Source organism: Streptomyces sp. NPDC088794 (assembly GCF_044750545.1).
Lineage (GTDB): Bacteria > Actinomycetota > Actinomycetes > Streptomycetales > Streptomycetaceae > Streptomyces.
Window position 1 is genome coordinate 1 of the sequence record NZ_JBIVKB010000026.1, and the last position, 26,067, is coordinate 26,067.

24 protein-coding genes are annotated in these 26,067 nt (G+C 71.3%); 12 read left to right on the forward strand and 12 right to left on the reverse strand.

From position 1 onward, the window contains the following. Positions 1-98: 98 nt before the first annotated feature. The 4 genes from ACIP6U_RS45475 to ACIP6U_RS45490 form a co-directional block, all read right to left on the reverse strand. Positions 99-1,313: an MFS transporter gene (locus tag ACIP6U_RS45475; protein ID WP_401729091.1), complete on the reverse strand. Its 1,215-nt coding sequence runs from the start codon at positions 1,311-1,313 to the stop codon at positions 99-101. 140 nt (positions 1,314-1,453) lie between these two features. Continuing rightward, positions 1,454-2,503 carry an endonuclease/exonuclease/phosphatase family protein gene (locus ACIP6U_RS45480; protein ID WP_401729092.1) on the reverse strand — a complete coding sequence of 350 codons (1,050 nt, stop codon included), beginning with the start codon at positions 2,501-2,503 and terminating at the stop codon, positions 1,454-1,456. Positions 2,504-2,707: 204 nt separating this feature from the next. Then, positions 2,708-3,340: a TetR/AcrR family transcriptional regulator gene (locus tag ACIP6U_RS45485; protein ID WP_401729093.1), complete on the reverse strand. Its 633-nt coding sequence runs from the start codon at positions 3,338-3,340 to the stop codon at positions 2,708-2,710. A 54-nt stretch (positions 3,341-3,394) separates the two neighbouring features. Further along, positions 3,395-4,984 (reverse strand): MFS transporter, encoded by a 1,590-nt coding sequence (locus ACIP6U_RS45490; RefSeq protein ID WP_401729094.1) that lies wholly within the window; start codon positions 4,982-4,984, stop codon positions 3,395-3,397. Between the two features lie 195 nt (positions 4,985-5,179). On the opposite strand from ACIP6U_RS45490, the gene panB reads away from it, so the two are divergent. The 3 genes from panB to ACIP6U_RS45505 all read left to right on the forward strand — a co-directional run bounded on the left by panB (position 5,180) and on the right by ACIP6U_RS45505 (position 8,087). Next, a complete protein-coding gene (gene panB / locus ACIP6U_RS45495; RefSeq protein WP_401729095.1) occupies positions 5,180-6,055 on the forward strand; it encodes a 3-methyl-2-oxobutanoate hydroxymethyltransferase in 876 nt (291 codons plus the stop codon). A gap of 188 nt (positions 6,056-6,243) precedes the next feature. Next, entirely contained in the window at positions 6,244-7,269 is a 1,026-nt protein-coding gene (locus ACIP6U_RS45500; protein WP_401729096.1) for an ATP-binding cassette domain-containing protein, read from the forward strand. Continuing rightward, positions 7,266-8,087, forward strand: a complete 822-nt coding sequence (locus ACIP6U_RS45505; RefSeq protein WP_401729097.1) for an ABC transporter permease — start codon at positions 7,266-7,268, stop codon at positions 8,085-8,087. The genes ACIP6U_RS45500 and ACIP6U_RS45505 overlap by 4 nt, the downstream gene beginning before the upstream one ends. A 19-nt stretch (positions 8,088-8,106) precedes the next feature. Here the strand turns inward: ACIP6U_RS45505 and ACIP6U_RS45510 are convergent, their stop codons facing one another. Further along, positions 8,107-11,439 (reverse strand): AfsR/SARP family transcriptional regulator, encoded by a 3,333-nt coding sequence (locus ACIP6U_RS45510; RefSeq protein WP_401729099.1) that lies wholly within the window; start codon positions 11,437-11,439, stop codon positions 8,107-8,109. A gap of 256 nt (positions 11,440-11,695) precedes the next feature. Between ACIP6U_RS45510 and ACIP6U_RS45515 the strand changes: the two genes are divergently transcribed. Beyond that, positions 11,696-12,496 (forward strand): site-2 protease family protein, encoded by an 801-nt coding sequence (locus ACIP6U_RS45515; protein WP_401729100.1) that lies wholly within the window; start codon positions 11,696-11,698, stop codon positions 12,494-12,496. On the opposite strand, the gene ACIP6U_RS45520 is transcribed toward ACIP6U_RS45515, so the two are convergent. The 3 genes from ACIP6U_RS45520 to ACIP6U_RS45530 all read right to left on the reverse strand — a co-directional run bounded on the left by ACIP6U_RS45520 (position 12,486) and on the right by ACIP6U_RS45530 (position 14,562). Continuing rightward, positions 12,486-12,671 (reverse strand): hypothetical protein, encoded by a 186-nt coding sequence (locus tag ACIP6U_RS45520; RefSeq protein WP_401729101.1) that lies wholly within the window; start codon positions 12,669-12,671, stop codon positions 12,486-12,488. The genes ACIP6U_RS45515 and ACIP6U_RS45520 overlap by 11 nt on opposite strands. A gap of 63 nt (positions 12,672-12,734) precedes the next feature. Beyond that, positions 12,735-13,451, reverse strand: coding sequence for an NADPH-dependent F420 reductase (gene npdG, locus ACIP6U_RS45525; protein ID WP_401729102.1), 717 nt, complete (start codon positions 13,449-13,451; stop codon positions 12,735-12,737). A 37-nt stretch (positions 13,452-13,488) separates the two neighbouring features. Next, the gene (locus tag ACIP6U_RS45530) at positions 13,489-14,562 is read right to left on the reverse strand and encodes an exo-alpha-sialidase (RefSeq protein WP_401729103.1); all 1,074 of its coding nucleotides are present in this window, start codon (positions 14,560-14,562) and stop codon (positions 13,489-13,491) included. A 114-nt stretch (positions 14,563-14,676) separates the two neighbouring features. Here ACIP6U_RS45530 and ACIP6U_RS45535 point away from each other — a divergent pair, with 114 nt between their 5' ends. After that, complete coding sequence (locus tag ACIP6U_RS45535) at positions 14,677-15,279, forward strand: hypothetical protein (protein ID WP_401729105.1); 603 nt, start codon at positions 14,677-14,679, stop codon at positions 15,277-15,279. Positions 15,280-15,361: 82 nt separating this feature from the next. Then, the gene (locus tag ACIP6U_RS45540; protein ID WP_401729106.1) at positions 15,362-16,693 is read left to right on the forward strand and encodes an MFS transporter; all 1,332 of its coding nucleotides are present in this window, start codon (positions 15,362-15,364) and stop codon (positions 16,691-16,693) included. 37 nt (positions 16,694-16,730) lie between these two features. Here ACIP6U_RS45540 and ACIP6U_RS45545 read toward each other — a convergent pair whose 3' ends face one another. Further along, positions 16,731-16,961 (reverse strand): hypothetical protein, encoded by a 231-nt coding sequence (locus tag ACIP6U_RS45545; protein WP_123999447.1) that lies wholly within the window; start codon positions 16,959-16,961, stop codon positions 16,731-16,733. A gap of 58 nt (positions 16,962-17,019) precedes the next feature. On the opposite strand from ACIP6U_RS45545, the gene map reads away from it, so the two are divergent. Both map and ACIP6U_RS45555 read left to right on the forward strand, forming a co-directional pair. After that, positions 17,020-17,877, forward strand: coding sequence for a type I methionyl aminopeptidase (map, locus tag ACIP6U_RS45550; RefSeq protein ID WP_401729108.1), 858 nt, complete (start codon positions 17,020-17,022; stop codon positions 17,875-17,877). Positions 17,878-18,042: 165 nt separating this feature from the next. Beyond that, on the forward strand, positions 18,043-18,690 hold the full coding sequence (locus ACIP6U_RS45555) for a heme oxygenase (biliverdin-producing) (protein ID WP_401729109.1): 648 nt from the start codon (positions 18,043-18,045) through the stop codon (positions 18,688-18,690). Positions 18,691-18,786: 96 nt separating this feature from the next. Here ACIP6U_RS45555 and ACIP6U_RS45560 read toward each other — a convergent pair whose 3' ends face one another. The 3 genes from ACIP6U_RS45560 to ACIP6U_RS45570 form a co-directional block, all read right to left on the reverse strand. After that, positions 18,787-19,431 carry a PhzF family phenazine biosynthesis protein gene (locus ACIP6U_RS45560; protein WP_401729110.1) on the reverse strand — a complete coding sequence of 215 codons (645 nt, stop codon included), beginning with the start codon at positions 19,429-19,431 and terminating at the stop codon, positions 18,787-18,789. Positions 19,432-19,492: 61 nt separating this feature from the next. Next, on the reverse strand, positions 19,493-20,929 hold the full coding sequence (locus ACIP6U_RS45565; protein ID WP_401729111.1) for an HtaA domain-containing protein: 1,437 nt from the start codon (positions 20,927-20,929) through the stop codon (positions 19,493-19,495). 51 nt (positions 20,930-20,980) lie between these two features. Continuing rightward, a complete protein-coding gene (locus ACIP6U_RS45570; RefSeq protein ID WP_401729112.1) occupies positions 20,981-22,375 on the reverse strand; it encodes an HtaA domain-containing protein in 1,395 nt (464 codons plus the stop codon). A gap of 135 nt (positions 22,376-22,510) precedes the next feature. Between ACIP6U_RS45570 and ACIP6U_RS45575 the strand changes: the two genes are divergently transcribed. The 4 genes from ACIP6U_RS45575 to ACIP6U_RS45590 all read left to right on the forward strand — a co-directional run bounded on the left by ACIP6U_RS45575 (position 22,511) and on the right by ACIP6U_RS45590 (position 25,932). Beyond that, positions 22,511-23,503: a hemin ABC transporter substrate-binding protein gene (locus ACIP6U_RS45575; protein WP_401729113.1), complete on the forward strand. Its 993-nt coding sequence runs from the start codon at positions 22,511-22,513 to the stop codon at positions 23,501-23,503. A gap of 17 nt (positions 23,504-23,520) precedes the next feature. Further along, positions 23,521-24,582: a FecCD family ABC transporter permease gene (locus tag ACIP6U_RS45580; protein WP_401729220.1), complete on the forward strand. Its 1,062-nt coding sequence runs from the start codon at positions 23,521-23,523 to the stop codon at positions 24,580-24,582. Between the two features lie 50 nt (positions 24,583-24,632). Beyond that, entirely contained in the window at positions 24,633-24,875 is a 243-nt protein-coding gene (locus ACIP6U_RS45585) for a hypothetical protein (protein ID WP_401729115.1), read from the forward strand. A 226-nt stretch (positions 24,876-25,101) separates the two neighbouring features. Beyond that, a complete protein-coding gene (locus tag ACIP6U_RS45590; protein ID WP_401729116.1) occupies positions 25,102-25,932 on the forward strand; it encodes a heme ABC transporter ATP-binding protein in 831 nt (276 codons plus the stop codon). Positions 25,933-26,067: the final 135 nt, after the last annotated feature.

The window sequence follows — 26,067 nt, forward strand, 5'->3', positions numbered from 1 at the left end:
GCCGGACGGGCTGGGTAACTCAGCCCCTCCGGCGTTTGAGGAGCGGGGTCTGGGGCGGAGCCCCAGGATGGGACGGGTAGGGGCGGCGGGGGCGAGTCTCAGTGGTGTACCGACTCCGACAGTTCCGGCACGTGGGACGCGACCACGCGTTCCCGCCCCGGTACCGCCCGCCGCCGGTCGACCACGTACGCGACCCCCGCGACTCCCAGCCCCAGCACGGCAAGTCCCGCGCCCACGACCGCCGGAGACGTCACACCGAACCCGGCGGCAAGAGCGAGCCCCCCGATCCACGCACCCCCGGCGTTCGCCAGGTTGAACGCCGCCTGGTTCGCCGAGGACGCCAGTGACGGGGCCGAGGACGCCTTCTCCATCACCATCAGCAGCAGGGGCGAACTGGTCACGAACGCCGCCGTGCCGAGCAGGACCACCGCGAGCGGCGCGCTCCACGCCGTTCCCATCAGTACTGGGAAGAGCGCGAGGACGATCGCCAGAGAGACCAGGCCGCCGAACAACGTGCCCCGCATCGACCGGTCCGCCAGGCGTCCGCCCAGCAGGTTGCCCGCCGTCGCGCCGACACCGAACAGGGCCAGCAGCAACGTCACGCTGGAGTCGGCATAACCCGCGGCGTCCGTGAGCATCGGCGTGATGTAGCTGTACGCGGCGAAGAGGGCACCGAAGCCCGCGACCGTCGTACCGAGCGCGAGCCAGACCGGGAGGGAGCGCAGGGCGGCCATCTCGCCGCGCAGGCCGGCAGACGACGCGTGGGCGCTGTCCCGAGGCACCAGCAGCGCCAGGGACACCACCGCCAGGACGCCGATCACGCTGACGCCGAGGAACGTGGAGCGCCAGCCGAGGTGCTGGCCCATGAGCGTGGCCACGGGCACGCCCGCGATGTTGGCGATGGTCAGGCCGAGGAACATCAGCGAGACCGCGCGGGCCTTGCGCTCGGGGGCCGCGAGCCCGGTGGCGACGACCGCGCCGACACCGAAGAAGGCGCCGTGCGGCAGGCCGCTGAGGAAGCGGGCGGCGAGCAGCCAGTCGTAGTCGGGGGCGAACGCCGAGAGGGTGTTGCCCGCGATGAACAGGAGCATCAGGCCGATCAGGACCTTGCGGCGGGACATGCGCGCGGTGACGGCGGCCAGCAGGGGCGCGCCGATCACGACGCCGAGCGCGTACGCCGAGACCAGGTGCCCGGCGGTGGGGATGGAGACGTGGAGGTCGTCCGCGACGTCGGGCAGCAGGCCCATCATCACGAACTCGGTGGTGCCTATGCCGAATGCGCCTACGGCCAGCGCGAGCAGGGCCAGGGGCATGGAGGTGCCTGTGCCTTTCCAAGAGTGCGGTGTTCTGTCCACTGTATGTTCATGGACGGAACAAAGTCTCCCCGGCCCAGTATTCCGGCAGGTTAAGAGCGCGTGTAATCAAGCGCAGATGTCATCAAAAGTCCGTGTCATCACGAGCCGGTGTCGAGATTCACACGCGCCGCCACCGGCAGGTGATCGCTCGCCGTCCGCGGCAGCGTCCACGAGCTCACCGGCTCGATGTCCTGGACCATGATCTGGTCGATCCGGGCCATCGGGAACGCGGCCGGCCAGCTGAACCCGAAACCGCTGCCCGCCGCGCCCTGCGTGGAGCGCATCTGGGCGGTGACGGCGTTGAGGGAACGGTCGTTCATGGTGCCGTTGAGGTCGCCGAGCAGGATCTTGCGGGGCAGTTGCTCGTCGGCGATCGCCTCGCCCAGCGCGTCGGCGCTCTTGTCGCGCTGCCGGGCGGTGAACCCGGCCTCCAGCTTCACCCGCACCGACGGCAGATGAGCGACGTACACCGCGATCCGGCCCTCGGGCGTGGTGACGGTGGCGCGCATGGCGCGGGTCCAGCCCAGCTTGATGTCGACGGCCTTCACCCCGGTGAGCGGGTCCTTGCTCCACAGCCCGACCGTGCCCTCGACCGAGTGGTACTTGTACGTCGACGCAAGCGCCTTCTCGTACACCGGGACCGCCGAGGCGGTGAGTTCCTCCAGGGCCACCACGTCGGCGCCGGAGGCGGCCACGTCGCGGGCGGTGCCGGAGGGGTCGGGGTTGTCGGCGTTGACGTTGTGGGTGGCGACGGTCAGGTCGCCGCCGCTGCCGGTCTTGTCGGTGAGCAGACCGCCGAAGACGTTCAGCCAGACGGCGGCGGTCAGCACCACCGCGATCAGCGCGGTCGCGCTCCTGCGCACCAGGGCGAGCACCAGCAGCACCGGAACCAGCACGCCCAGCCAGGGCAGGAAGGTCTCGGTGAGGCTGCCCAGGTTGCCGATCACGTTCGGGATCTGCGCGTGCAGCAGCATGACCAGGGCGAGGAGCACCGCGATCGCGGCGAGCACGATGCCGCGCCGCCAGATTCTCGGATCCCCGCGCCAGCCGGCCACCAGCCGCTTCAGCAGGCGCCGGACCCGGTCTCCCCGGCGTTCGGGTCCCGACCCGCCGCCGTCCGTCTCCGTCACATAAGCCTGCTGCGCCATACCGTCGCCTCACTACCTGCCGTGCGCACCGTTCATCTCCGCGTCATACGACCCTAGGGGATGATCGGTTGTCCTCCTGCCGTGCCATGACGGCCGTACGGGCACGAGGACGACGAAGCGGGCGCGGGGAGTTGCAGGGACCGCTGGTGAAAGCGCGGTCTGTGACGCAACGCGCACATTCACGCGTTCAGGCTCACACCGTTCCTACGGCGTGGTCGGCGGGCTGACGGGCCGTAGTCCCGCGAGCAGCGTGTCCACGATCTGTTCGGACAGGCCCTCGGGAAGGTCGCCGTCGGGGCGCATGACGGAGCGCAGGAGCATCGGGCCGACGAACAGGTCGTTCAGCAGCTCGGGGTCGAGGTCCGGGCGCAGTTCGCCGTTCTCCTGACCGCGGCGCAGGATCTCCACCGCCTTGCGGCGGCGGGGCTCCACGACGGTCGCCTGGTAGGCGGCCCAGACCTTCGGGGTGCTCTTCATCTGCGCGAAGACGTTGTGCAGGAGCGCCGAGGACCGGGTCATCACGCCCCGCAGCCGCAACTGCTCCAGCATGGCGACGAGGTCGTCGCGCACGGAGGTGCCGGGCAGTTCGGGATCCGCCGGCTCGGCGCAGCGGACGACGTCGACGAACAGTTCCTCCTTGCCCGGCCAGCGACGGTAGATGGTGGCCTTGCCGACACCGGCGGTGCGGGCGATGCGCTCGATGGAGAGTTCGGCGAGGGGCACCCCCTCCTCCACGAGCTTCATCACGCCTTCGGTGATGGCACGTTCGACGGCCTCGCTGCGGGGGCGTCCCCTGGTGGGGGCCTCCTGCCCAGTCCCGTTGCCGGCAAGGCTCACGTCACTCCGTCCTTTCGCTGCCCCCGTCCTTCCCCGCCGGGGCGATTGTCGTCGCTACTCCCCCACGACGACCAATTCCTGCTCCTCCTTGCCCTCCTGGCGAGCCGTCGGCTTGCCGGGCAGGAAGAGGAACGCGACGACCGCGCCGATGATCGCGACGCCCGCTCCGCACAGCGCGGTGACGTGCATGGCGTGCAGGAACGCGTCGTTGGCGGGGGTGACGAGCGCCTTGCCCTGCGCGCCCAGCTTCTCGGCGACACCGAGGGTGGCCTCGATGGACTCGCCGGCGGTGTCCCGCAGGGCGGGCGGTACGAGGCCGAGCTTGCCCTCGATGCCGTTGCGGTAGGCCGTGGACAGGACCGAGCCGAGGACGGCGATGCCGAGGGCGCCGCCGACCTGGCGGAAGGTGTTGCTCAGCGCGGACGCGGAGCCCGCCTTCTCGCGCGGCAGGGCCTGCATGATGACCACGCTGGTCGGGGTCATGACGTGCGCCATGCCGGTGCCCATCAGGAAGAACACGACCTCCAGCAGCCAGATCGGCGTGTCCGCCTCGAAGCCGGCGAACGCGGCGAGCGTCCCGGCGAGCAGCAGCAGGCCGACGCCGGTGGTGACCTTGTTGCCGAACCGTTCGACGACCAGCCGGGCCCGCGGCGCGAAGATCATCTGCGCGGCGGCCAGCGGCAGCATCAGCAGACCGGTCTGCAGCGGCGAGTAGCCGCGCACGCTCTGGGTGTAGAAGACCGAGAAGAAGGTCACGCCCATCAGCGCGAAGAAGACCAGCGCGATGGCGGCGATCGCGGCCGAGAACACCTTGTTCTTGAAGTAGGTGACGTCGATGGAGGGGTGGTCGCTGCGCTTCTCGAACCAGACGAACCCGGCGAGGACGAGGACACCGGCGATGATCGTCGACAGCACCTTGGGCGCGGTGAAGTCGGCGAGTTCGCCGCCCTCGATGATGCCGTAGACCAGCAGGACGAGGCCGACGACGGACAGCACGACGCCGATCGGGTCGACGCGGCCGGGCTTGGGGTCGCGGGAGTCGGGCACCAGCCAGATCATCAGGGCGAGCGCGAGCAGCACGATCGGCACGTTGATCAGGAAGACGGAGCCCCACCAGAAGTGGTCGAGGAGCACACCGCCGGTGATCGGGCCGATCGCGATGGCGAGGCCGACACCGCCCGCCCAGATGCCGATGGCCTTGGGCTGCTCCTCGCGCTCGAAGACGTTCATGAGGACGGCGAGGGTGGCGGGCATCACGAAGGCGGCGCCGAGGGCCATCAGGGCCCGGAAGGCGATGAGCTGGGTCGGCGAGCCGGACTCGGCGGCCAGCGCGGAGCCGATGCCGAACACGACGAGCCCGCCGAGCAGGACCTTCTTGCGGCCGATCCGGTCGCCGAGGAGGCCGGCGGTGAACAGTAGGCCCGCGAAGACGAGGGTGTAGGCGTTGATCGCCCACTCCAGCTCGCTCTGCGTGGCGCCCAGGCCGGTCGGGGCCGGGGTCGAGATCGTCTTGATGGCGACGTTGAGGATCGAGTTGTCGAGCACCACGATCAGCAGGCTCAGCATGAGAACGCCGAGGATCGCCCAACGGCGCCGGTGCACCGCCTCCGGTATGCGGGAGGCGGGTACGGATGGAGTGGTCATGCCGGTCAGGCTAGGCGAATTCCGATACGGAACGGTCCCGTATCGTAAATCTTTTACTCATCTCTTACATGACGGAGACCCCCTTCCTCCTACGTGACGGAGACCCCTCTGGCCCTCACTGGCACGAGGTGCCACCATGGAGGTGATCCGGGGACACCGTCAGGGTGCCTCGAGATGACCGAAGGAGCCGTTGCAATGACGCAGCTTTCGGCTGCCCCGACTGTGCACAACAGCCCCTCCGACGGCACCAAGGCGCTGTACGGAGGCAAGGGCACACGCCGTATCACCGTGCGCGACATCGCTCTCGCCAAGGACCGTGGCGAGAAGTGGCCCATGCTCACCGCCTACGACGCGATGACCGCGTCCGTCTTCGACGAGGCCGGGATCCCGGTGATCCTCGTCGGCGACTCGGCGGGCAACTGCCACCTGGGGTACGAGACGACCGTACCCGTCACCCTCGACGAGATGACCATGCTCTCGGCGGCCGTGGTCCGCGGCACGACCCGCTCCCTGATCGTCGGCGACCTGCCGTTCGGCTCCTACCAGGAGGGTCCCGTGCAGGCGCTGCGCTCGGCGACCCGGCTGGTCAAGGACGCCGGGGTGGGCGCCGTGAAGCTGGAGGGCGGCGAGCGCTCGCACGAGCAGATCCGGCTCCTGGTGGAGGCCGGCATCCCGGTCATGGCGCACATCGGCCTGACCCCGCAGTCCGTGAACGCGATGGGGTACCGCGTGCAGGGCCGGGGCGAGGAGGCGGCCCAGCAGTTGCTGCGCGATGCCAAGGCGGTGCAGGACGCGGGCGCGTTCGCGGTCGTCCTGGAGCTGGTGCCGGCGGAGCTCGCGGCCGAGGTGACCCGGGTGCTGCACATTCCGACGGTCGGTATCGGCGCGGGCGCCGAGACGGACGCGCAGGTGCTGGTGTGGACCGACATGCTCGGGCTGACGCCGGGCCGGGTGCCGAAGTTCGTGAAGCAGTACGCGAATCTCCGGGAGGTCATGGGGGACGCGGTGAAGGCGTTCGCGGAGGACGTGGTCGGCGGAACGTTCCCGCTGGAGGAGCACTCGGTCCACTGACGTCATGACGTCATGAAGCAGCCATGGAGCCACTGCGGCACAGAGACGGCCCGCCGATTTCCCCCGTCGGCGGGCTGTCGCCTTTGCCGGGTTCGAGTCGGTCGTGTGTCGGCACCGACAGGTCACCGACATATCTCTGTCGGTGACCTGTCGGTCGTTTGTCGGTGGGCCCTGGCACCGTTCTCGGCATGACGCGAATCGACAAGAACCCCAGCGGCGGGGACACCGCCGTGACCGTGCGGGGACTGGTCAAGCACTACGGCGAGACCAAGGCGCTGGACGGTGTCGACCTGGACGTGCGCGAGGGCACCGTGATGGGTGTGCTCGGGCCGAACGGCGCCGGCAAGACCACCCTCGTACGCATCCTGTCCACCCTCCTGGCCCCCACCTCCGGGCACGCCACCGTCGTCGGCTACGACGTCCTGCGCCAGCCCCGGCAGCTGCGCAAGGTGATAGGGCTGACCGGCCAGTACGCCTCGGTCGACGAGAAGCTGTCCGGCTGGGAGAACCTCTATCTGATCGGGCGCCTGCTCGACCTGTCCCGCAAGGACGCCCGCACCCGGGCCGACGAGCTGCTGGAGCGGTTCTCGCTCACCGAGGCCGCCCGGCGCCCGGCGAGCACCTACTCCGGCGGCATGCGGCGCCGGCTCGACCTGGCCGCCTCGATGATCGGGCACCCGCAGGTGCTCTTCCTCGACGAGCCGACCACCGGCCTCGACCCGCGCACCCGCAACGAGGTGTGGGCCGAGGTGAAGTCCATGGTCGGCGAGGGCGTGACCGTCCTGCTGACCACCCAGTACATGGAGGAGGCCGAGCAGCTGGCCTCCGAGCTGACCGTCGTCGACCGCGGCAAGGTCATCGCCGGCGGCGCCATCGAGGAGCTGAAGGCGAAGGTCGGCGGCCGTGCCCTGCGCATCCGCCCGGTCGACCCGCTGGAACTGCGCCCGCTGGCCGGCGCGCTGGACGGGCTCGGCATCACCGGGCTCGCCACCACCACCGTGGACCCCGCGAGCGGCACGCTCCTGGTGCCGATCCTCAGCGACGAGCAGCTGACCGCGGTCGTCGGCGCGGTCACCGCGCGCGGCATCACCATCGGCTCGATCACCACCGAACTGCCCAGCCTGGACGAGGTGTTCCTCTCGCTCACCGGCCACAAGGCCAGTGCCCCGCAGGACGCCGTGCCCACCGACACCCGCGAGGAGGTCTCCGTATGAGCGCCGCCACGATCACCGCTCCCGTCGGCGCCGCGGACGCCCGTATCCCGCTGCGCAACCACGTCCGGCACACCGGCGCGCTGATCCGCCGCAACCTGCTGTGGATCCGCCAGGACCCGGAGTCCATGTTCGACGCCGTGCTCTTCCCGGTGATCTTCACCCTGCTGTTCGTGTACGTCTTCGGCGGCTCCATCGGCAAGTCGCTGGGCGGCGGCCAGGAGGCGTACGTGCAGTACGTCATCCCCGGGCTGCTGGCGATGATGGGGATGAACATGTCCCAGGGCGTCGGCACCGGCTTCAACACGGACTTCAACTCCGGTGTCATGGACCGCTTCCGGTCCCTGCCGATCGGACGCGGCTCGGTGCTGATCGCCAAGATCGTGGTGGAGCTGATGCGCATGCTCGCCGCGTGCGTGATCCTCATGATCGTGGCCGTGCTGGTGGGCTTCGACATCACCAGCTGGACCGGGATGCTCGGTGCCGTGGGTCTTGCCACGGTGTTCGGCTCGGCGCTGATGTGGGTGTTCATCACCCTCGGCGTGACGATGAAGAGCGCGCAGTCCGTGCAGGCGATGGGCTTCCTGGTGATGATGCCGCTGCAGTTCGGCTCGTCGATCTTCGCGCCGACCGACTCGATGCCGGGCTGGCTCCAGAACTTCACCGACTACAACCCGCTGTCCTCGCTCGCCGACGCGGCGCGCGGCATGATGGTCGGCGGCCCGGTCGCCCACGGGCTGTGGGTGACGCTGGCCTGGTCGGTGGGGCTCACGGCGGTCATGGCGCCGGTCGCGATCCACAAGTTCCGTACCAAGAGCTGAAGTTCACCATCGGTGCGCGTCAGGCAGTGTCCTGCACCAGGGCGGCGGCCTCCTCCAGGGAGAGGCCGCCGCCCTCCGCGTACGCGGCCTCGTACTCGGCGTCGCCGAGGGCCGCGCGGGTGTGCCGCTCGGCCCGCTCGAACACCTCGCGCTCCATGGACGTCGAGCAGTTGCCGGGCGGCAGGTTCGCCACGCCGGACCCGAGGCAGCGGGCGCCGTCGCGGGCCAGGCGGCCGCCGTCGACCTCGGCCATGCTGATCGCGGCGAGGGCCAGGTACAGGGAGCGCATGTGCGGGGCCATGGCCCTGGACAGCGCGTCGGAGGACCGCTCCAGCGCCTTGCGGACCTTCTCCAGGGAGAGGTCGTAGTCGCCCGCGACCGCCTCCAGCCAGGCCTCCCCGCCGAGGATGAAGGCGTCGAAGACCATGAAGTGGGAGATCTCGAACTCCTTGCGCAGCACCGCCAGTTGGCTGCGCGCCTCGTCGACCCGGCCGGTGGTGGCGAGCCGGCCGGCGAGGAACATCCGGGCGGCGGGCATGGCCTCGTTGCCGGAGCCGTCCTTGCGCTCGATCACCTCGCGCAGCAGCTGCTCGCCCCGCTCGGACTCGCCCGCCTCGATGAGCGCGCTGCCGAGCCGGGCCTGCAACACCGCCACCTGGCCGCGGGCGCCCAGCCGCTCCGCCTGCTCGGTGGCCGCCGCGTAGTCCCCCGCGGCGAGCACGTACTCGCCGACCCGCTCCCGGGCCTCGCCGCGCGCGGACAGCGCCTCGGCGGTGCCCCAGGCGTCGCCGAGCCGGTCGAAGATCCGCAGCGACTCGTCGGCGTCACGAGAGGCGTCGCCGGCCCACTCGCTGCGGTTGGCCAGCAGGTTGGCGCGCATCTGGAGCGTGGCGGCCAGCTCCCACTCCATGCCGGGGGTGGTGCGGCAGGTGTGGACGCAGGCGTCGAGGATCACCGGCAGCATGTCCACGTTGCCGGTCAGCATCACGGCGTAGAACCAGAGCATGGCGGGGGTGCGGCAGGTCTGCGGCATGCCGGGTTCGTAGACCTCGGTGATCAGTCGCAGTTTCTCCTTGGCCGCCGGGGACTCCCAGGCCTCCAACTCGGTGTCCATGCAGGCGAGATGGGCGAGGTGGATGCCGCGGCGGGCCTCGGCGAGGAGTTCGCCGGTCAGCGGGGGCGGGACGTCGGTGCAGCGCTCCCGGACGGGGGCGGCGCGGCGCAGCGGGGCGGCGAAGGGGTCGGGGCCCAGGGTCATGACCTCGGCGCACCAGTTGCGGGCCTCGATGCGGGCGTCGCGCATCTGCCAGTACCAGACCAGCGACAGGGCGAGGCTGAGGGCCTCCTGTTCGTCGCGCTCGGCGACGGCGTGCCGCAGGGCGGTGCGCAGGTTCTCGTACTCGCGCTCCAGCAGTTCGATGGCGGCGAGCTGGCCGGGGCCGCGCAGCAACGGGTCGGTGGTGCGGGCGAGTTCGCGGTAGTACGTCAGATGCGCGCGCTCGGTGCCGGCGCGTCGGCCGGCCTCGTCGAGGCGCTCGCCCGCGTACTCGGCGACGGTCTCCAGGAGCCGGTAGCGCATGCCGCCGTCGCCCGAAGGGGACGCCACCACAAGGGACTTGTCGACGAGCGAGCCCAGCGCCTCCAGCGCGACCGGGCCGCACACGGCCTCGGCCGCGGCGAGGTCGCAGCCGCCCGCGAACACCGAGAGCCGGCACAGGACGTCGCGTTCGTCGGCGTCGAGCAGGTCCCAGGACCAGTCGACGACCGCGCGCAGGGTCTGCTGGCGGGGCAGGACGGTACGGCTGCCGGAGGTGAGCAGCCGGAAGCGGTCGTCGAGCCGGTCGGCGATCTGACGTGGTGTCAACATCCGTAGCCGGGCCGCCGCGAGCTCGATGGCCAGCGGCAGTCCGTCGAGCCGGCGGCAGATCTCGGCACACGCCTCGGGGTCGTCCTCGACCCGGAACCCGGGCCGGGCGGCGGCCCCGCGGTCGGCGAGCAGCCGCAGCGCGCTCGGCTCGGGCAGCGGCTCCACGGGCCGCAGCAACTCCCCCGGTACGCCGAGGGGTTCACGGCTGGTGGCGAGCACCGTCAGTTCGGGGCAGCGGGCCAGGAGCTCCTCGACGAGACGGGCGGCGGCGTCGATGACGTGCTCGCAGTTGTCGAGGACGATCAGCATGCGGCGTTTGCCGAGATGTTCGGCGAGCCGGTCCAGGGGCTCGTCGTGCCGGTCGCTGCCCGCCGCCCGCATGGCCTCGGCACCGGCGCCGTACAGCACGGTCTCGCGGGCGCCGACGGCGGTGAGCACGGCCTCCGGCACGGAGTCCGGGTCGTCCACGGGCGCCAGTTCGGCCAGCCAGACCCCGTCCCGGGTGGCGTACCGCACCTTCTCGGCGGCCTCCTGCGACAGCCGCGTCTTCCCGGCCCCGCCGGGCCCGAGCAGCGTCACCAGCCGGGCGGCGGCGATGTCACCCCGGATGGCATCGATGTCGGCCTCCCGGCCCACGAAGGAGGTGAGCCGGGCCCGGAGGTTGCCGGGAGGCGGGGCGGAGGGGCCACCGGGCGGGGTCGGTGCAGCGGCGGGGGCCTGGGCACGGGCGTCGCTCGCGGGACCCGCCTCCCCGTCCGCCGACCGGAGCAACTCCCCGTGCAGGGCGCGCAGTTCAGGGCCCGGGTCGGAGCCGAGCCGGTCCGCGAGGAGTCGGCGTACGTCCTCGTAGGCGGCCAGCGCCTCCGCCGTGCGGCCGGTGGCGCGCAGGGCCTTGAGGCGCAGGGACTGGAGGGGTTCGTCGAGGGGGTGGGTGTCGCACAGGGCGGTCAGTTCGGGCAGGGCCGTGTCCGCGTCGCCGAGGGCGAGGGCGGCCGTGAGCCGGGCCCGGCGGGCGTCCAGGCGCCGGGTCTCCCAGCGGGACGCCTCCCCCGTGCGGTCGGGGAGGTCGGCCAGGGCCGGGCCGTGCCACAGGGCCAGCGCGTCGTCCAGGGCCTCCGCCGCCTTCGCGGGGTTGCCGTCGGCCAGCGCCCGCAGCCCCTCACCGGTCAGCCGCTCGAAGCGGTGCAGGTCGATGTCGTCGGCGGCGACGGCGAGCCGGTACCCGCTCTCCGCCGAGGCGATCGCCTCGGCACCCAGCGTCCGGCGCAGCCTCCCCACCAGCGCCTGGAGCGCGCCCGTCGCGTCCGCCGGCGGATCCCCGCCCCACACCTCGTCCACCAGCAGGCTCGCGGGCACGGTCCGCCCGGGCCGCAGAGCGAGCACGGTCAGCAACGCGCGCAGCCGCGTCCCGCCGACCGGGACGGGCGTACCGTCGGGGCGGACTGCCTGGGTGGTACCGAGAATGCGATAGCGCACGGGGTCCATTGTCTCCGGTCATATCGGGGCCGGTCACGGGGTTCGGATACACGGGGTGGCGAGGGGCCGGTCGAAAGGGGGATCGGCGGGCTCAGGGAGCCGGCCTCGGACGCGTCCACGCCCCGCTCTTCACGCACCTCACCGCTTTCCCGACCCTCATCCCCCCACCTTCCCCGGAACCGTTGACCCTCCGCGAGACGTTTTCCCCTTACGCCCGGTACCGTCGGGCAGTCCCACCGCGCGCGCATTCAGTCCAGGGAGCCCGATGACCACCGCCACCACCCGCCACAGCGACCGCCGGATCAGTCCCGTCTTCCTCGGGATCCTGGCCGTCACGGCGGTCACGGGATGGGCCACCTGGACGGGGTTCGCCGAGCAGCCCGGCGTGGCCGTGTTCCTGTTCGTGACGGCCGCCTGGATCGTCTCACTGTGTCTGCACGAGTACGCACACGCGCGTACGGCGCTGCACAGCGGCGACATCTCCGTTGGCTCCAAGGGTTATCTCACGCTGAACCCGCTGAAGTACACGCACGCCCTGCTCAGCATCGTGCTCCCCGTGCTCTTCGTGATCATGGGCGGGATCGGGCTGCCGGGTGGGGCCGTCTTCATCGAGCGTGGGCGGATCCACGGGCGCTGGAAGCACAGCCTGATCTCGGCGGCCGGTCCGCTGACCAATGTGCTGTTCGCCGCCGTCTGCACCGCGCCGTTCTGGCTGCACGCGCTGGACGGGGTGCCGCGGGACTTCCAGTTCGCGCTGGCCTTCCTCGCGCTGCTCCAGGTCACGGCCGCGATCCTGAACTTCCTGCCGGTGCCGGGCCTCGACGGCTACGGCGTGATCGAGCCCTGGCTCTCGTACAACATCAAGCGCCAGGTGGAGCCGTTCGCGCCGTTCGGTCTGCTGTTCGTGTTCGCGCTGCTGTGGGTGCCGGCCGTCAACACCCAGTTCTTCGACGTGATCGACGCGATCCTGCGCGGTCTGGGGATCGGCGACTTCTCGACCTACTGCGGTCAGGAGCTGTACCGCTTCTGGCAGGGCAGCAACGAGTTCTGCTCGGTCAGCGGGTGACGGAACGGGACGCGGTGCCCCGGCCCCGCTTCAGGTAGTACCAGCACATGTTGGACGACAGCCCCGCCAGCAGCACCCACACGATCCCGATCCAGCTGCCCTGCACGAAGGACACGACCGCCGCGGCCACCGCGAGGACGCAGACGACGAGGGCGTAGAGGGCTAGGCGGGGCATTCGATCGGCTCCTGTCGAGGGGCGGGGGAAACGGATGGGCACCCACCAGTCTCCCCCACCCGCTCACACGTCGGTGACGCGCAGCCCCGCGTGTGCCTTGTAGCGGCGGTTCACCGAGATCAGGTTCGCCACCAGTGACTCCACCTGGTGGGCGTTGCGCAGCCGGCCCGCGAAGACTCCGCGCATACCGGGGATGCGGCCGGCCAGGGCCTGGACGATCTCGACGTCGGCCCGCTCCTCTCCGAGGACCATCACATCGGTGTCGATCTCCTCGATCTCCGGGTCCTGGAGCAGCACCGCCGAGAGGTGGTGGAAGGCGGCGGCGACCCGGGAGTCCGGCAGCAGGGCGGCGGCCTGTTGGGCGGCGCTGCCCTCCTCCGGCTTCAGCGCGTAGGCGCCCTGCTTGTCGAAGCCGAGCGGGTTGACGCAGTCGACGACCAGCTTGCCGGCCAGTTCCTCGCGCAGGGACTCAAGGGTCTTGCCGTGACCGTCCCAGGGCACGGCGACGATCACGACGTCACTGCGCCGCGCGGTCTCCGCGTTGTCGGCGCCCTCGACGCCGTACCCGAGCTCGTCGGCGGCGGCCTGCGCGCGCTCGGCGGCCCGCGAGCCGATGATCACCTTCTGGCCGGCCCGGGCCAGCCGGTAGGCGAGACCCTTGCCCTGCGGCCCGGTCCCGCCGAGGACGCCGACGACCAGACCGGAGACGTCGGGGAGGTCCCACGGGTCCTTGGCGGGGGCCTTCGCAGGGGTCTGTGCAGCACTGTCGGTAGAGGTCATGGGCCGACTGTACGTGCGCCCCGACCCCCCTCGCCGGTCAGGTGAGCGCCGTCACGGGCACTGTGCGGAATACGACGCGTTCGTACGCCCCGAAGTCACCGGTCTCGTACAGGAGTCCGACGGTCTCGTCGTCCACGCGGACGAGGTCGGAGTAGGCGGCGGGCAGGCCGTCGGCCGTGCACACCGGGCGCCAGGTGGTCCCGCCGTCGGTGGAGGCTCGGACGGTCATCAGGGCGCGGCCGTCGGGCAGGGCGGGGCCGGAGAAGAGGAGGACGTCGGGGTCGCCGAGGTGGAGCAGGCTGCCCTCGCAGACGGGTCCGGTGAGACCGGCCTGGGGGCGGAAGGGGAGGCGCAGGGTCCGGCCGCCGTCGTCGGAGTGGGCGTCGGCGCGGTTGCCGGGCGACGGTGAGTCGTTGCGGGTGTTGAAGTAGACGCGGCCGTCGGGGAGTTCGGCGGCGGTGGTCTCGTTGCAGTTGATGTAGCCGTTGGTGTTCTCGTCGACGTAGCCGAGGTACCAGGTCTCGCCCAGGTCGTCGCTGAGCAGGCAGTGGCCGCTGTTGTACTTGGCCTCGTTGCCGATGTCGGTGCCGGTGGGCGGCAGCGTGTGGTTGGCGGGGACGACGACCCTTCCGGTGCTCAACTGGAGGGCGTGGCCCGGAGTGGTGGCGTACCAGCGCCAGCCGGGCCGCTTCACCGACGCGGTGATCTCGACCGGGCTCGACCAGGTCAGCCCGTCGTCGTCGCTGTGGCACACCCACACCCGGCGTCCGTCGGCGTCCGTCACCTGGCCGCGCAGGATCAGGTCCTCGGAGGCGCCGGCCGCCGAACGGACGTGCACGAGGAGGATCCGGCCGGTGTCGAGGACGACGGGGGCGGGGTTGCCAGCGAGGTCGGTGCCGTTGTCCGCGGCGATCTGGAGCGGGCCCCAGGTACGGCCGCCGTCGGTGGAGCGCTTGAGCACGATGTCGATGTGGCCGTAGTCGCGCCCGGAGTCGACCCGCCCCTCGCAGAAGGCGAGCAGGGTTCCGGCGGCGGTGCGGACCACCGCGGGGATCCGATAACTGGCGTACCCCTCGCGACCGGCGCGGAAGGGGACGGTGGCCTCTGCCATGGACGTACTCCTCGTGATCGTCGTTGATCTCCGATAACTGACCCGATTGCCCAACTTGGGCGAATTCGTGGTGAACACCGGGTCACGAGTGGCCGGTTGGTGCAGGATGCGGACATGGACGCCGTACGTGTCGCGCTGCTGCGCGAGGTGCTCGCCGGGACCGAATGGCTGGGCGCCACAAGGAGGTTCGCGGGGGCGCTGCGCGGGTCGGTCGTCTCGCACGGTGGCGGGCTGCTCCTCGTCGGCACCCCGGAGTACGAGCCCTGGCACCTGGCGGCGCACCTGGTCGACGAGGCCGCCTGGTCGGGTACGCCGGAACTGGCGCCGACGCTCGTCCGGCACGGGGCGCAGGCCGCGGACCCGGCCCATCTGGCCGTCGGTCTCGGCCGGTTGGCGGCGGCCCGGCGCGGCGAGACGCTGCTCGTGGTGTCGCCGGGCGGCCCCGATGTGCCGCTCCTGGAGCGCGTGCACGACGCCCGCCGGGCCGGGGCGACGGTCCTGGCGCTGGGTCCCGGCGAGGAGCAACTGGTCTCCCTGGCCCACGAGTCGCTGGCGGTCCCGGACGGCTCCGAGCTGGATCTCGACACCGTCCAGCACCTGGTGAGCGCGGCGGCCGGCGAGACCCCGCTCCCCGCACCGCGAGGCCGCCGCCGTTTCAAGGACCGGCTGTCCCGGCTGGCGGACCAGCTGACGGCACCGCCGCCCGCGCGCTGGTAGCGACAGCGGGGACGCTGCCGCAGGTGGGGCGGCCGGAAAAGCGTTTGCCCCGGGCAGCCATCCAGCCCGAACATGGCACTTCGTGACCGAAGACGCCCCCGAAACCCCGTCCCGCCTGCGCGGCCTCCTGCCCGATCTCGCCCCCTGGCGGGCCTCACGGGACTTCCGGCGGTTGTGGTTCTCGGGGATGATCTCGACCTTCGGCAGCTTCCTGACGTTCGTCGCGCTGCCGGTGCAGATCAAGGAACTCACCGATTCCGCGGCGGCCGTGGGGGCCATCGGGGCCGTGGAGCTGGTCCCGCTGATCGTGTTCGGGCTGTACGGCGGTGCGCTGGCCGACGCCCTGGACAAGCGGAAGCTGATCCTGTGGACGGAGGCCGGACAGGGCGTGCTGTCCGCGCTGCTGCTGCTCAACGCGCTGATGCCGAGCCCCGCCGTGTGGCCGCTGTACGTGGTCGCCGCCCTCTCCTCCGCCCTGGTCTCCGTGCAGCGCCCCGCGCTCGACTCGCTCTGGCCCCGGATCGTGGCCCACGAGCACCTGCCGGCCGCGGCCTCGCTGAACGCCCTGCGCTGGACGGTCGGCGGGGTCGCCGGACCGGCCCTCGCGGGCGTGGTCGTGGCGTACGCGGGCCTCGGCTGGGCGTACGGCGCCGACCTGGTGACGTTCGTCGTCTCCGCCGTCCTCATGGTCCGCATCGCCGCCGCCCCCGCCGTGCGCGAGGCCGCGAAGCCGTCGCTGGCCGCGATCGTCGAGGGCGCCCGGTACGCCTGGAGCCGCAAGGAACTGCTGGGCACCTACGCCGTCGACCTGGCCGCGATGTTCCTGGCGATGCCGCTCGCCCTGCTGCCCTTCCTCGCGGACGAGCTGGACGCCGAGTGGTCGCTGGGCCTGATGTACGCGGCGGTCCCGTTCGGGGCGATGCTGGTGGGCCTGACCGGCGGCTGGACCTCGCGGGTGCACCGGCACGGGCGGATGGTGGTGCTGTCGGCCGCGCTGTGGGGCCTGGCGATCGCGGGCGCCGGTGTCGTGGGCAACGTATGGCTGGTGCTGCTCTTCCTGACCGTGGCCGGCAGCTGCGACATGGTCAGCGGCATCTTCCGGAGCGCCATGTGGAACCAGACGATCCCGGACGAGCTACGGGGTCGGCTCGCCGGGATCGAACTGCTCTCGTACTCCGTCGGACCCACCCTCGGCCAGGTCAGGTCGGGCGGTTTCGCCGCCTGGTGGGGCGTACGGGCGTCCGTCTGGTCCGGCGGGCTGCTGTGCGCGGGGGCGGTGGGGCTGCTGGCGCTGTGCCTGCCGGGGCTGATGCGCTACGACGAGCGGACCAACGAGCACGCGGCACGCGTGCGTGCGCAACGGAAGGCGACCGCCGCGGTGACACCGGTGAGCCAGGCGCAGGCCCAGGCGTAGGCACGTATACCTACGCCCGGACCCGTGCGCGGGCCCGTCACTTGTCCTCGGTGCCGCCCTTCGGGGCGTCGTGCCAGTTGGGGTCGTTCTCCCACTCCAGGTTGCGCTCGCGGGCCGTCTCCATCGCGTGCTCGGCCTCCTGGCGGCTCGCGTAGGGCCCGAAGCGGTTCTTGCCGGGGCAGTCGGGCCCCTCCTCGACCGTCTTGTGTTCGAGGCAGTAGTACCACTCGCCCGGCTTGCCGACCGTGCGCTTCTTGAACAAGGCCATGACCTGCTCCTCTCGCCACCGACATGTTCCCCCACGGCGGCTCGTTAGACTCGCTGGCATGTCTGGCCAGTCGCTGCTCGTACCAGGGGATCTCTCCCCCACCCGTCAGGTACCCGGAAACATCCGCCGCCCCGAGTACGTGGGCAAGCCCGCACCGGCGCCGTACACCGGCCCCGAGGTGCAGACGCCCGAGACGATCGAGGCGATGCGCGTCGCCGGGCGGATCGCCGCGCGGGCGATGGCGGAGGCCGCGAAGCTGATCTCCCCCGGCGTCACCACCGACGAACTGGACAAGGTGGCGCACGAGTACATGTGCGACCACGGCGCCTATCCGTCGACGCTCGGCTACCGCGGCTTTCCCAAGTCCCTGTGCACCTCCGTCAACGAGGTGATCTGCCACGGCATTCCGGACTCGACCGTGCTGCGGGACGGCGACATCGTCAACCTCGACGTGACGGCGTACATCGGCGGGGTGCACGGCGACAACAACGCGACCTACCTGGTCGGGGACGTCGACGAGGAGTCGCGGCTGCTGGTGGAGCGGACCCGGGAGGCCCTCGACCGCGCGATCAAGGCCGTCCGGCCGGGCCGGCAGATCAACATCATCGGCCGGGTCATCGAGTCGTACGCCAAGCGCTTCGGGTATGGCGTGGTCCGGGACTTCACCGGCCACGGGATCAACTCGTCCTTCCACTCCGGGCTGATCATCCCGCACTACGACAGCCCGCACGCGACGACGGTGATCCAGCCCGGGATGACGTTCACGATCGAGCCGATGCTGACGCTCGGGACGTACGAGTACGACATGTGGGACGACGGGTGGACGGTCGTCACGAAGGACCGGAAGCGGACGGCCCAGTTCGAGGACACGCTGGTGGTGACGGAGTCGGGGGCGGAGATCCTCACGCTGGCGTAGTCCGCCGGAGGTGGACACGGCTCGGGTCGATGTCGATGCGGCTCGCTCTCTCGGAGGGCGGGCCGTTTTCTTGTACTCTTTTACCGACAGGGTGTCGGCATCCTTACCGACCAAAAGTCGGGAAGCTGTTGACTTAGGTAAGGCTTACCTCAGAAAATGGCGCGCATGGACTCCTTCTCGACAGTCATCCGCACCGCCTCCCACGAGCAGCACGTGGAGGCGGAGACCTCCACGTTCATGAGCGACCTGCTCGGCGGACGACTGGGGGTGGACGCGTACGCGCGCTACACCGAGCAACTGTGGTTCGTGTACGAGGCGTTGGAGGCGAGTGCCGAGGCGCTGGCGTCGGATCCGGTGGCCGGGCCCTTCATCCAGCCCGAGTTGTACCGGCTGCCCGCGCTGGAGCGGGACCTGACGCATCTGCGGGGCGCCGACTGGCGGTCCGGCCTGACCGCGCTGCCCGCGACGCGGGCCTACGCGGACCGGGTGCGGGAGTGTGCGGAGCAGTGGCCGGCCGGGTACATCGCCCACCACTACACGCGCTACCTCGGCGACCTCTCCGGCGGCCAGATCATCCGCGACAAGGCGGAGCGGACGTGGGGCTTCACGCGCAAGGGAGACGGCGTGCGGTTCTACGTCTTCGAGGAGATCGCCAACCCGGCCGCATTCAAGCGGGGTTACCGGGAGCTGCTGGACGCGGTGCGGGCGGATGACCTGGTGAAGCAACGGATCGTGGCGGAGTGCAAGAACGCGTTCGCGCTAAACACCGGGGTCTTTCGGGCGCTGGGCGAGGAGTTCTCCCTGTCTGCGTGACCGCTCCTGGGGGCTGCGCCCCCAGACCCCCTTCGGCCTGAACGGCCTCGTCCTCAAACGCCGGACGGGCTGGATGATGCCGACCGCATGGATGGGTCAGCGCTCCAGGAACACCCGTCCCCCGACCTCGACCCATCCCCCAGGCTGCGGAGCCGTCAGTAGCTGTGACCCCGCGCCCTGCGTGATGTTGAGCGCCCGTCCCAACTGGTCCGTGAGCAGGAGTGCCGCCGCGCCCGTTGCCTCGTCCTCGTCGATGCCGTCGTTGCGGCCGGGGAAGGCGCGGGCGCGGACGCGTCCGGCGGCCTCGTCCTCCCAGGCCCAGGCGTAGATCCACTCCCCCGGCGGCGGCACCGGCAGGGCGTCGACCTCGGCGGCCGTGCCGTACTGGCGCAGCGTGCGCGGCGGCGCCCACTCCGCGCGGGCCTCGATCCAGCTGAACTCGCCGTCCAGACGGGCGCCCACGAGCCCGGCCGGCGTGACCAGTTCGGGCACGTCGAGGAGCCAGGCCGAACCGACGCAGGGGTGGCCGGCGAAGGGGAGGCGCAGGGTGGGTGTGTAGATGTCGATGACTCCACGCTCGGGGTCGTCGACGAACACGGTCTCGCTGAAGCCGAGTTTGCCCGCGAACGCCTGCCGCTCGTCCGGGTCGGGCAGCGTCGAACCCTCCCGGACGACGGCGAGTTCGTTGCCGTATCCGCCGTTGGGTGCGCAGAAGACGCGGAGCACGTCGTAGTCGGTCACGCGGGAATTGAAGCATCCCGGGGGCACAGGCGATTGCCTGTGCCCCCGGTCCGACCAAGACTTACGCCTCTGTACGCCGCCTGCGCATCGCGAAGACCACGCCCGCGCCCGCCGCCACCGCGACCGCCGAGGCCGTGCCGAGTGCGGTGACCGGTACGTCCGAGCCGGTCGACGCCAGGCCGCCGCTGATGCCGCCCGTCGTCGAGCCGGTCGTGCCGCCGGTGGTGCCCGAACCGCCGGTGGAGCCGCCCGAGGAGGTGCCGGTGCCGCTCGAACTGCCGTCGGTCGGGAGGGTGGCGTCGTCACTGAGGGCCACCGAGAGGGTGACGGGGTCGAGTTCGGTGCCGGAGGTGTAGTAGCCGCTGAAGGCCTTCGCGCCGGCCTCGGTGAGGGTCGCGGTGATGCCGTCGACCGTGATGACGTCGTCCTCGGGGGTGAGGGTGGCGTCGTTGGTCTCGAGGTCGGCCAGGACCACGTCGTCGGTCGTCCTGCCGAGGCTGGTGACGTCCGCCGTCAGCTCGCCCTTGCCGCCGTCGAGGGCGACTTCGAGGCCGCTGAGGGTGAGGTCGAGGGCATAAGTGCCGTTCGTCTCATGGCCCTTGAAGTTCACCGCGCCCTCGAAGACGGCGGAGAGGGTGTCCGCGTCGTTGTCGTAGGAGCCGGTCGCGTCGGGGAACGTGAAGGCGCCGTTGCCGGTGGCCTGGGTCGCGCCGGATGATGCCGTGATCCTGCCGTTGGCGACGCTGCCCACGACGTAAGTGCGGAAGGACTCCTTCACGCCCCAGCCGAGCTTGCCGTCGAGGATCTCGCCCTCGGTCGCGGGCTCGGACTCCGACTCGGAGGGCGTCGGCGAGGGGGTGTCGGTCGCGGTGGGGGTGGTGGTCGGGGTGGGCGTGGGTGTCGGGGTCGGGGTGGGCGTGGTCGACGGCGGCGGCGAACTGGGCGGGGTCGGAGCCGTCACCGTCAGCGGGTCGCCGGCCGCGCCCTCGTAGCCGGGGCTGCCGAAGGAGTCCGCGGCCTCCTTGGTCAGCGTCGTCGCCATGGCCTTCATGTCGCGCGTGACGGTGACCTTCGCGAGCGGCACGTTCTGTGCCGTCGTCCCGTTCTTGGTCACGTCCGCCGTCAACTCGGCGTCCTTGCTGTCGAATTGGACGTCCGACAGCGTGATGTCGAAGCCGTGCAGCTTGGAGACGATGGTCAGGCTGCCCTCGAAGGCGAGGTCCACCGTGTGCGCGTCGGAGTCGTAACTGCCCGCGCCCTTGACGAAGGTGAAGGCGCCGTTGCCGGACGCCTGCGAGGCGCCGGCCGCCGGGGTGAAGGTGCCGGCCGCGGCGCCGGTCACGTAGGTGCGGTACGACTCCTTGATGCCCCACGTCAACTCGTAGCCGCTGAGCGGCACTTCGGCGGCGGACGCGCTGGTCGCGGCGAACGCGCCGGCGCCCAGGGTGACCGCGACGGCGGCGGCGAGGGCGATGGATCTGGGTGTGGCGGCTGGCATGGCGGGATCGTCTCCTCGTGATGATGGTGGTGATGGCGTTTGTGGGGGGGGTCAGCCCTCGTCGGCCGTGGCGCGGGCCCGGCGTGCGCGGACGACCGCGTAGGCGGCGGCCGCCAGCAGCAGGGCGCCGGCCGTGAGGCCGACCGGGAGGACCGGGAAGCCGGCGTCGTCGCCGTCGGTGGCGCTCGCGGCGCGGACCGGTTCGGCGGACGCCTTCGAGGGCGTGGGGCTCGGGGTGGGCGTGCTGCCCAGGTCGGGCAGGGCCGGGAGGACGGCGTCGTCGGTGAGGGCGACGGCCAGCGAGACCGGGTCCATCGCGGTGCCCGCCTGGTACATGCCGCCGAAGGCCTTGGCGCCCTGGGCGGTGAGCTGCGCGGGGGCCTCGGTCAGTTTCACCAGTCCGTCGGTGACTTTGAGGCCCTTCGCCGCGAAGGTGACGAGCGGGACCTTCTTGCCGGTGAAGTCGGCGCTCGTGACATCCGCGTAGAGGGTGCCCTTGCCGTCCTTCACGGCGGCCCGCACCACGCTCAGCCTCAGGTCGAGGCCCTGCTCGCCGGTGAAGCGGACCGCGCCGGTGAAGCTCGCGGTCAACTCGCCCTTCTCGTACGTCCCTTCGCCCTTCGGGAAGCGGAAGAGCGCGCCGCCGTCCTCGGCGCCGTCGGAGAGCGTCCACTTGCCGCGGGCGATGTCGCCGGTGACGTACTCGCGGAAGGTGCGGCGCACGCCCCAGTCGGCGGCGCCGTCCTGGATGGCGTCGGTGGCGGCCGGCTTCTTCTCCTTCTTCGCCGCCGACTTGGTGGGCGTCGGCGAGGAAGTGGCCTTGGCCGCCTGGATGTCCGCCGTGAGGCTGACGGGGTCCAGGGCGGTGCCGGCCGTGTAGTAGCCGGCGAAGGACTTGGCGCCCTGGGCGGTGAGGGTGGCGGGCAGGTTGTTCAGGACGACCGAGGTGCCGCCGCCCTTCATGTTGATGCCGCCCAACGAGAGGGAGGCGAAGGGCACTTGCGAGGACGTCGTGACCGTCCCGGTGCCCTTCGCCTTGCTGACGACGTCCAGGTAGAGCGTTCCGGTGGCGCCGGAGATGCGGACGGTGGGGCGGCTGAGGGTGAGGTCCAGCTGGTAGGTGCCGTTGGCCTCCTTGTGGCCGACGAAGTGGACCCCGCCGGCGTAGGAGGCGTTGAACGCGCCGGTCGAGCCGTCGTAGGTGCCGGTCGCCGAGGGGAAGCGGAACTGACTGCTGCCCACGGTCGCCGCGCCGCCGGTGAGGGAGTAACTCCCCTTGGCGATCGGGCCGGTGACATAGCTCTGGAAGGAGGATTTGATCCCCCAGTCGAGCCGGCCTCCCCGCACGGTGCTGCTGTCCGCGTGCGCGGCGGTGACCGGGAGCAGCAGGGCTCCCAGTACGGCCGTGCACAGCACGGTGATCAGGGCACTTAGGCGCGCGGGCATGAAAAGTCCTCCGGTGACGACTGCCGGTAGCGAGCGAAGGTAAGGCTAACCTAAGCTTTGCCTGCCGAAAACAGTCGGCGGACCTGGTCATGGACCGGACCTGAACCGGAAGGAACGAACGGGACCGTGCGACGCATGCGCGCTCGACTGGCAGGAGCACTGGTCTCCGTGCTCGCCCTCACGCTCACCGCGACCGCCTGCGGAGGGGACGACACCACGACCCCAACCGCGGCGACGACCACGGCGGCCAACCGGGTGGAACCGCTGACCGGCACCCCGGAGCCCGACCTCCCGGTGACCGTCGCCTCGGCGGACGGGAAGAAGGTGACCGTCTCCGCCGCCCGGCGCATCGTGCCGCTCTCCGGCAGCCTCAGCGAGATCGTGTTCACGCTCGGGCTCGGCGACCGGGTCGTCGCCCGGGACATCACCGCCACCTTCCAGCAGGCGGCGAAGCTCCCGGTCGTCACCCGCAACCACGACGTCTCCGCGGAGAGCGTGCTCTCGCTCAAGCCCGACCTGGTCCTCGCCGAGGCCACGACTGGACCGGAGGAGGCGATGGGCCAGATCCGCGCCGCCGGTGTCCCGGTCCTGGTCGTCGACCCGGCCCAGGGCCTCGACGACGTCGGCCCGCGCATCCGGGCCGTCGCCGACGCGCTCGGCGTACCGGCCGCCGGGAAAGAGCTGACGAAGCGCTCCGAGGCGCGCATAGCCGCCGTACAGAAGGCGGTTCCCACCCACAAGGACAAGCCGCGGGTCGCGTTCCTCTATCTGCGCGGTTCCGCCTCCGTCTATCTCATCGGCGGCAAGGGCTCGGGCGCGACCTCGCTCCTGGAGGCGGCCGGCGCGGTCGACGCGGGCGCCGAGTCGGGGCTGGACAAGGACTTCACCGCCATCACCACCGAGGCCCTCGCCAAGGCCGCGCCGGACGCGATCCTCGTCATGACCAAGGGACTCGAGTCCGTCGGCGGCATGGACGGCCTGGTGAAGATCCCGGGCGTCGCCCAGACCCCGGCCGGCATGAACCGCCGGGTCGTCTCGATCGAGGACGGCGTGCTGCTCAACTACGGGCCGCGCACCGACCAGGTGCTGAAGTCGATCGTCGACCAGTTGTACGGGGAGACCAAGTGACGCTTCTCGACAAGCGGTTGGTGACGGAGAGGACAGCTCCGCCGCGCCCCAGACGCACCACCACCTGGATCCTGACCGTGGGTCTGGTGCTCGCCCTGCTCGTCCTCATCCCCCTCGCCGCCGGGCTCGGTGCCTATCCCATCCCCGTCGGTGACGTTCTCTCCTCCGTCCAGCACCGGATCGGACTCGGCGGCGCGGCCCTGGACCGCGTACCGGAGTCGGTCCTGTGGAACGTGCGCTTCCCGCGGATCGTGCTCGCGCTGCTGGTGGGTGCCTCGTTGGGCTGTGCCGGTGCGCTGATGCAGGGCGTGTTCGGCAATCCGCTAGCCGAACCCGGGGTCATCGGCATCTCCTCGGGCGCGGCGGTGGGCGCGGTCGCGGTGATCGCGTTCGGCCTCAACTTCCTCGCCACATGGACGGTTTCGGTGTTCGCCTTCGTCGCCGGTCTTGGCGCGGTCCTGCTCGTGTACGCGGCCTCGCGCTCCGGGGGCCGTACGGAGGTGGTGACGCTGATCCTGACCGGCATCGCGCTGAACGCGTTCGCGGGCGCGCTGATCGGCCTGTTCCTCTTCTTCGCGGACACCGCGGCCGTCAACCAGATCACCTTCTGGCAGCTCGGCTCGCTCTCCCAGGCAACCTGGCCGAAAGTATTGGCAGTCCTACCGTGCGCGGCGATCGGCCTGACCCTCGCCCCCCTGTACTCCCGCCGCCTGGACCTCCTCGCACTCGGCGAACGCCCGGCCCGGCACCTCGGTGTGGACGTGGAACGGCTGCGCCTGACGCTGGTCCTGCTGATCGCCCTGCTCACCGCCGCCGCGGTCAGCGTCTCCGGCATCATCGGCTTCGTCGGCCTGGTCGTCCCGCATCTGCTGCGGATGGCGGCGGGCCCCGGCCACCGCTTCCTCGTCCCCGGCAGCGCCCTGCTCGGCGCGCTCGTCCTGCTGGCGGCCGACCTGACCGCCCGCACGATCGCCGCCCCCGCGGAACTCCCCCTGGGCGTCCTCACCGCCCTCCTGGGCAGCCCGTTCTTCTTCTGGCTGCTCCTCAGAACCCGGCGCAGGCAAGGGGGTTGGGCATGAAGAGTCGGCATGCCGGCGGATCCGGTCGCATCCTGACGCACGGTCGGTTCATGAGGTTGAAGTACGCCGGCACCCTGTTCATCCGGTACACCGGCGCCTTGCTACCGGGCCACGCGCCACCCGCGGTCCAGTCCCCCGGGAGCGCGCTGAACCTGCCCCAGCGACACCTCCCCGCCCGCCACGCGTTCCTCGCCGCCCTCTCCCGCCACCGCGCGGCGGCGGCCACCTTCGCCCCGCCGTCGACCGACCACACCGACGACGCACTCCGCCCCTGCCCGACCTCCCGGGCATGAGCCGCACCCGGCACCACCCGCGGCCGCGTACGGCGGGAAGGGGACGGGCCGGGGGGTGTCCGCCCGCAGTGTCCGGTGTCAAGACACGGCCCCGTCCAGAACTCCCTGTGCCACCGGACCGAGGACGGACACCCCCCGGCCCGGCCCCGACCCACACCTCACCCGAGGCATTCCGCCAACTGCCCTCCGCCCTACTCCGCCTTCCTCCGCGCCCAAGGACCGCCACATGAGACTCCTGCGCCCCCGCCCGACCCCACCACCTCCCGCCGAACCCGGAGACGTGCTCGCCGAGGCCGTGGGGCTTCATGTGCGGCTCGGGGGCCGTGAGGTGCTGCACGGTGTCGATGTGCGGGCGCGGGCCGGGGAGATCCTTGCCCTGGTCGGGCCCAACGGGGCCGGGAAGTCCACCCTGTTGGGCGCCCTCGCCGCCGATCTGCCGGCGGCGACCGGCAACGTTCGGATCGACGGCCGGTCCGTCACGGAGTGGACCACCCCCGAACTCGCCCTGCGCCGCGCGGTACTTCCCCAGTCGGCGACGCTCTCCTTTCCGTTCACGGTGGAGGAGGTCGTCCGAATGGGCCGTGCCCCGCACGTCGCGACGCACGCCTCCGCACCCGCCGAGGACGACCGGGCCGTCGCCGACGCGATGGCCCGCACCGAGGTGACCGCGTTCGCCGCGCGCCCCTTCAACGCGCTTAGCGGCGGCGAGCGCGCCCGGGTCGCCCTCGCGCGCGTACTCGCCCAGCACGCCCCGCTGTTGCTGCTCGACGAGCCGACCGCCGCGCTCGACCTGAAACACCAGGAGCTGGTGCTGCGGCTGTGCCGGGAGCGGGCACATGCGGGGGACGCGGTGGTCGTCGTCCTGCACGATCTGGGGCTCGCCGCCGCCTACGCGCACCGGGTCGCGATCCTGTGCGCCGGGCGGGTCGCGGCGGACGGCCCGCCCGCCGAGGTCTTCACCGAGCCGCTGCTGTCGCGGGTCTACGACCAGCCCGTCGAGGTGCTCCAACACCCGCGCACGGACGCGGTCCTGATCACCCCGAAGCGAATCCTTTGAAGTTCCTTTGAAGGTTTCTTGGGGTCCGTTTTAGGTCACCGTGATCGGCTCGTGGCCGTAGGTCTGCCATGAGAGCTGAATCACCGCATGGGTGGGTATCACGCAGGCAAGGCTCAGTTAAGTTAGGCGAGCCTC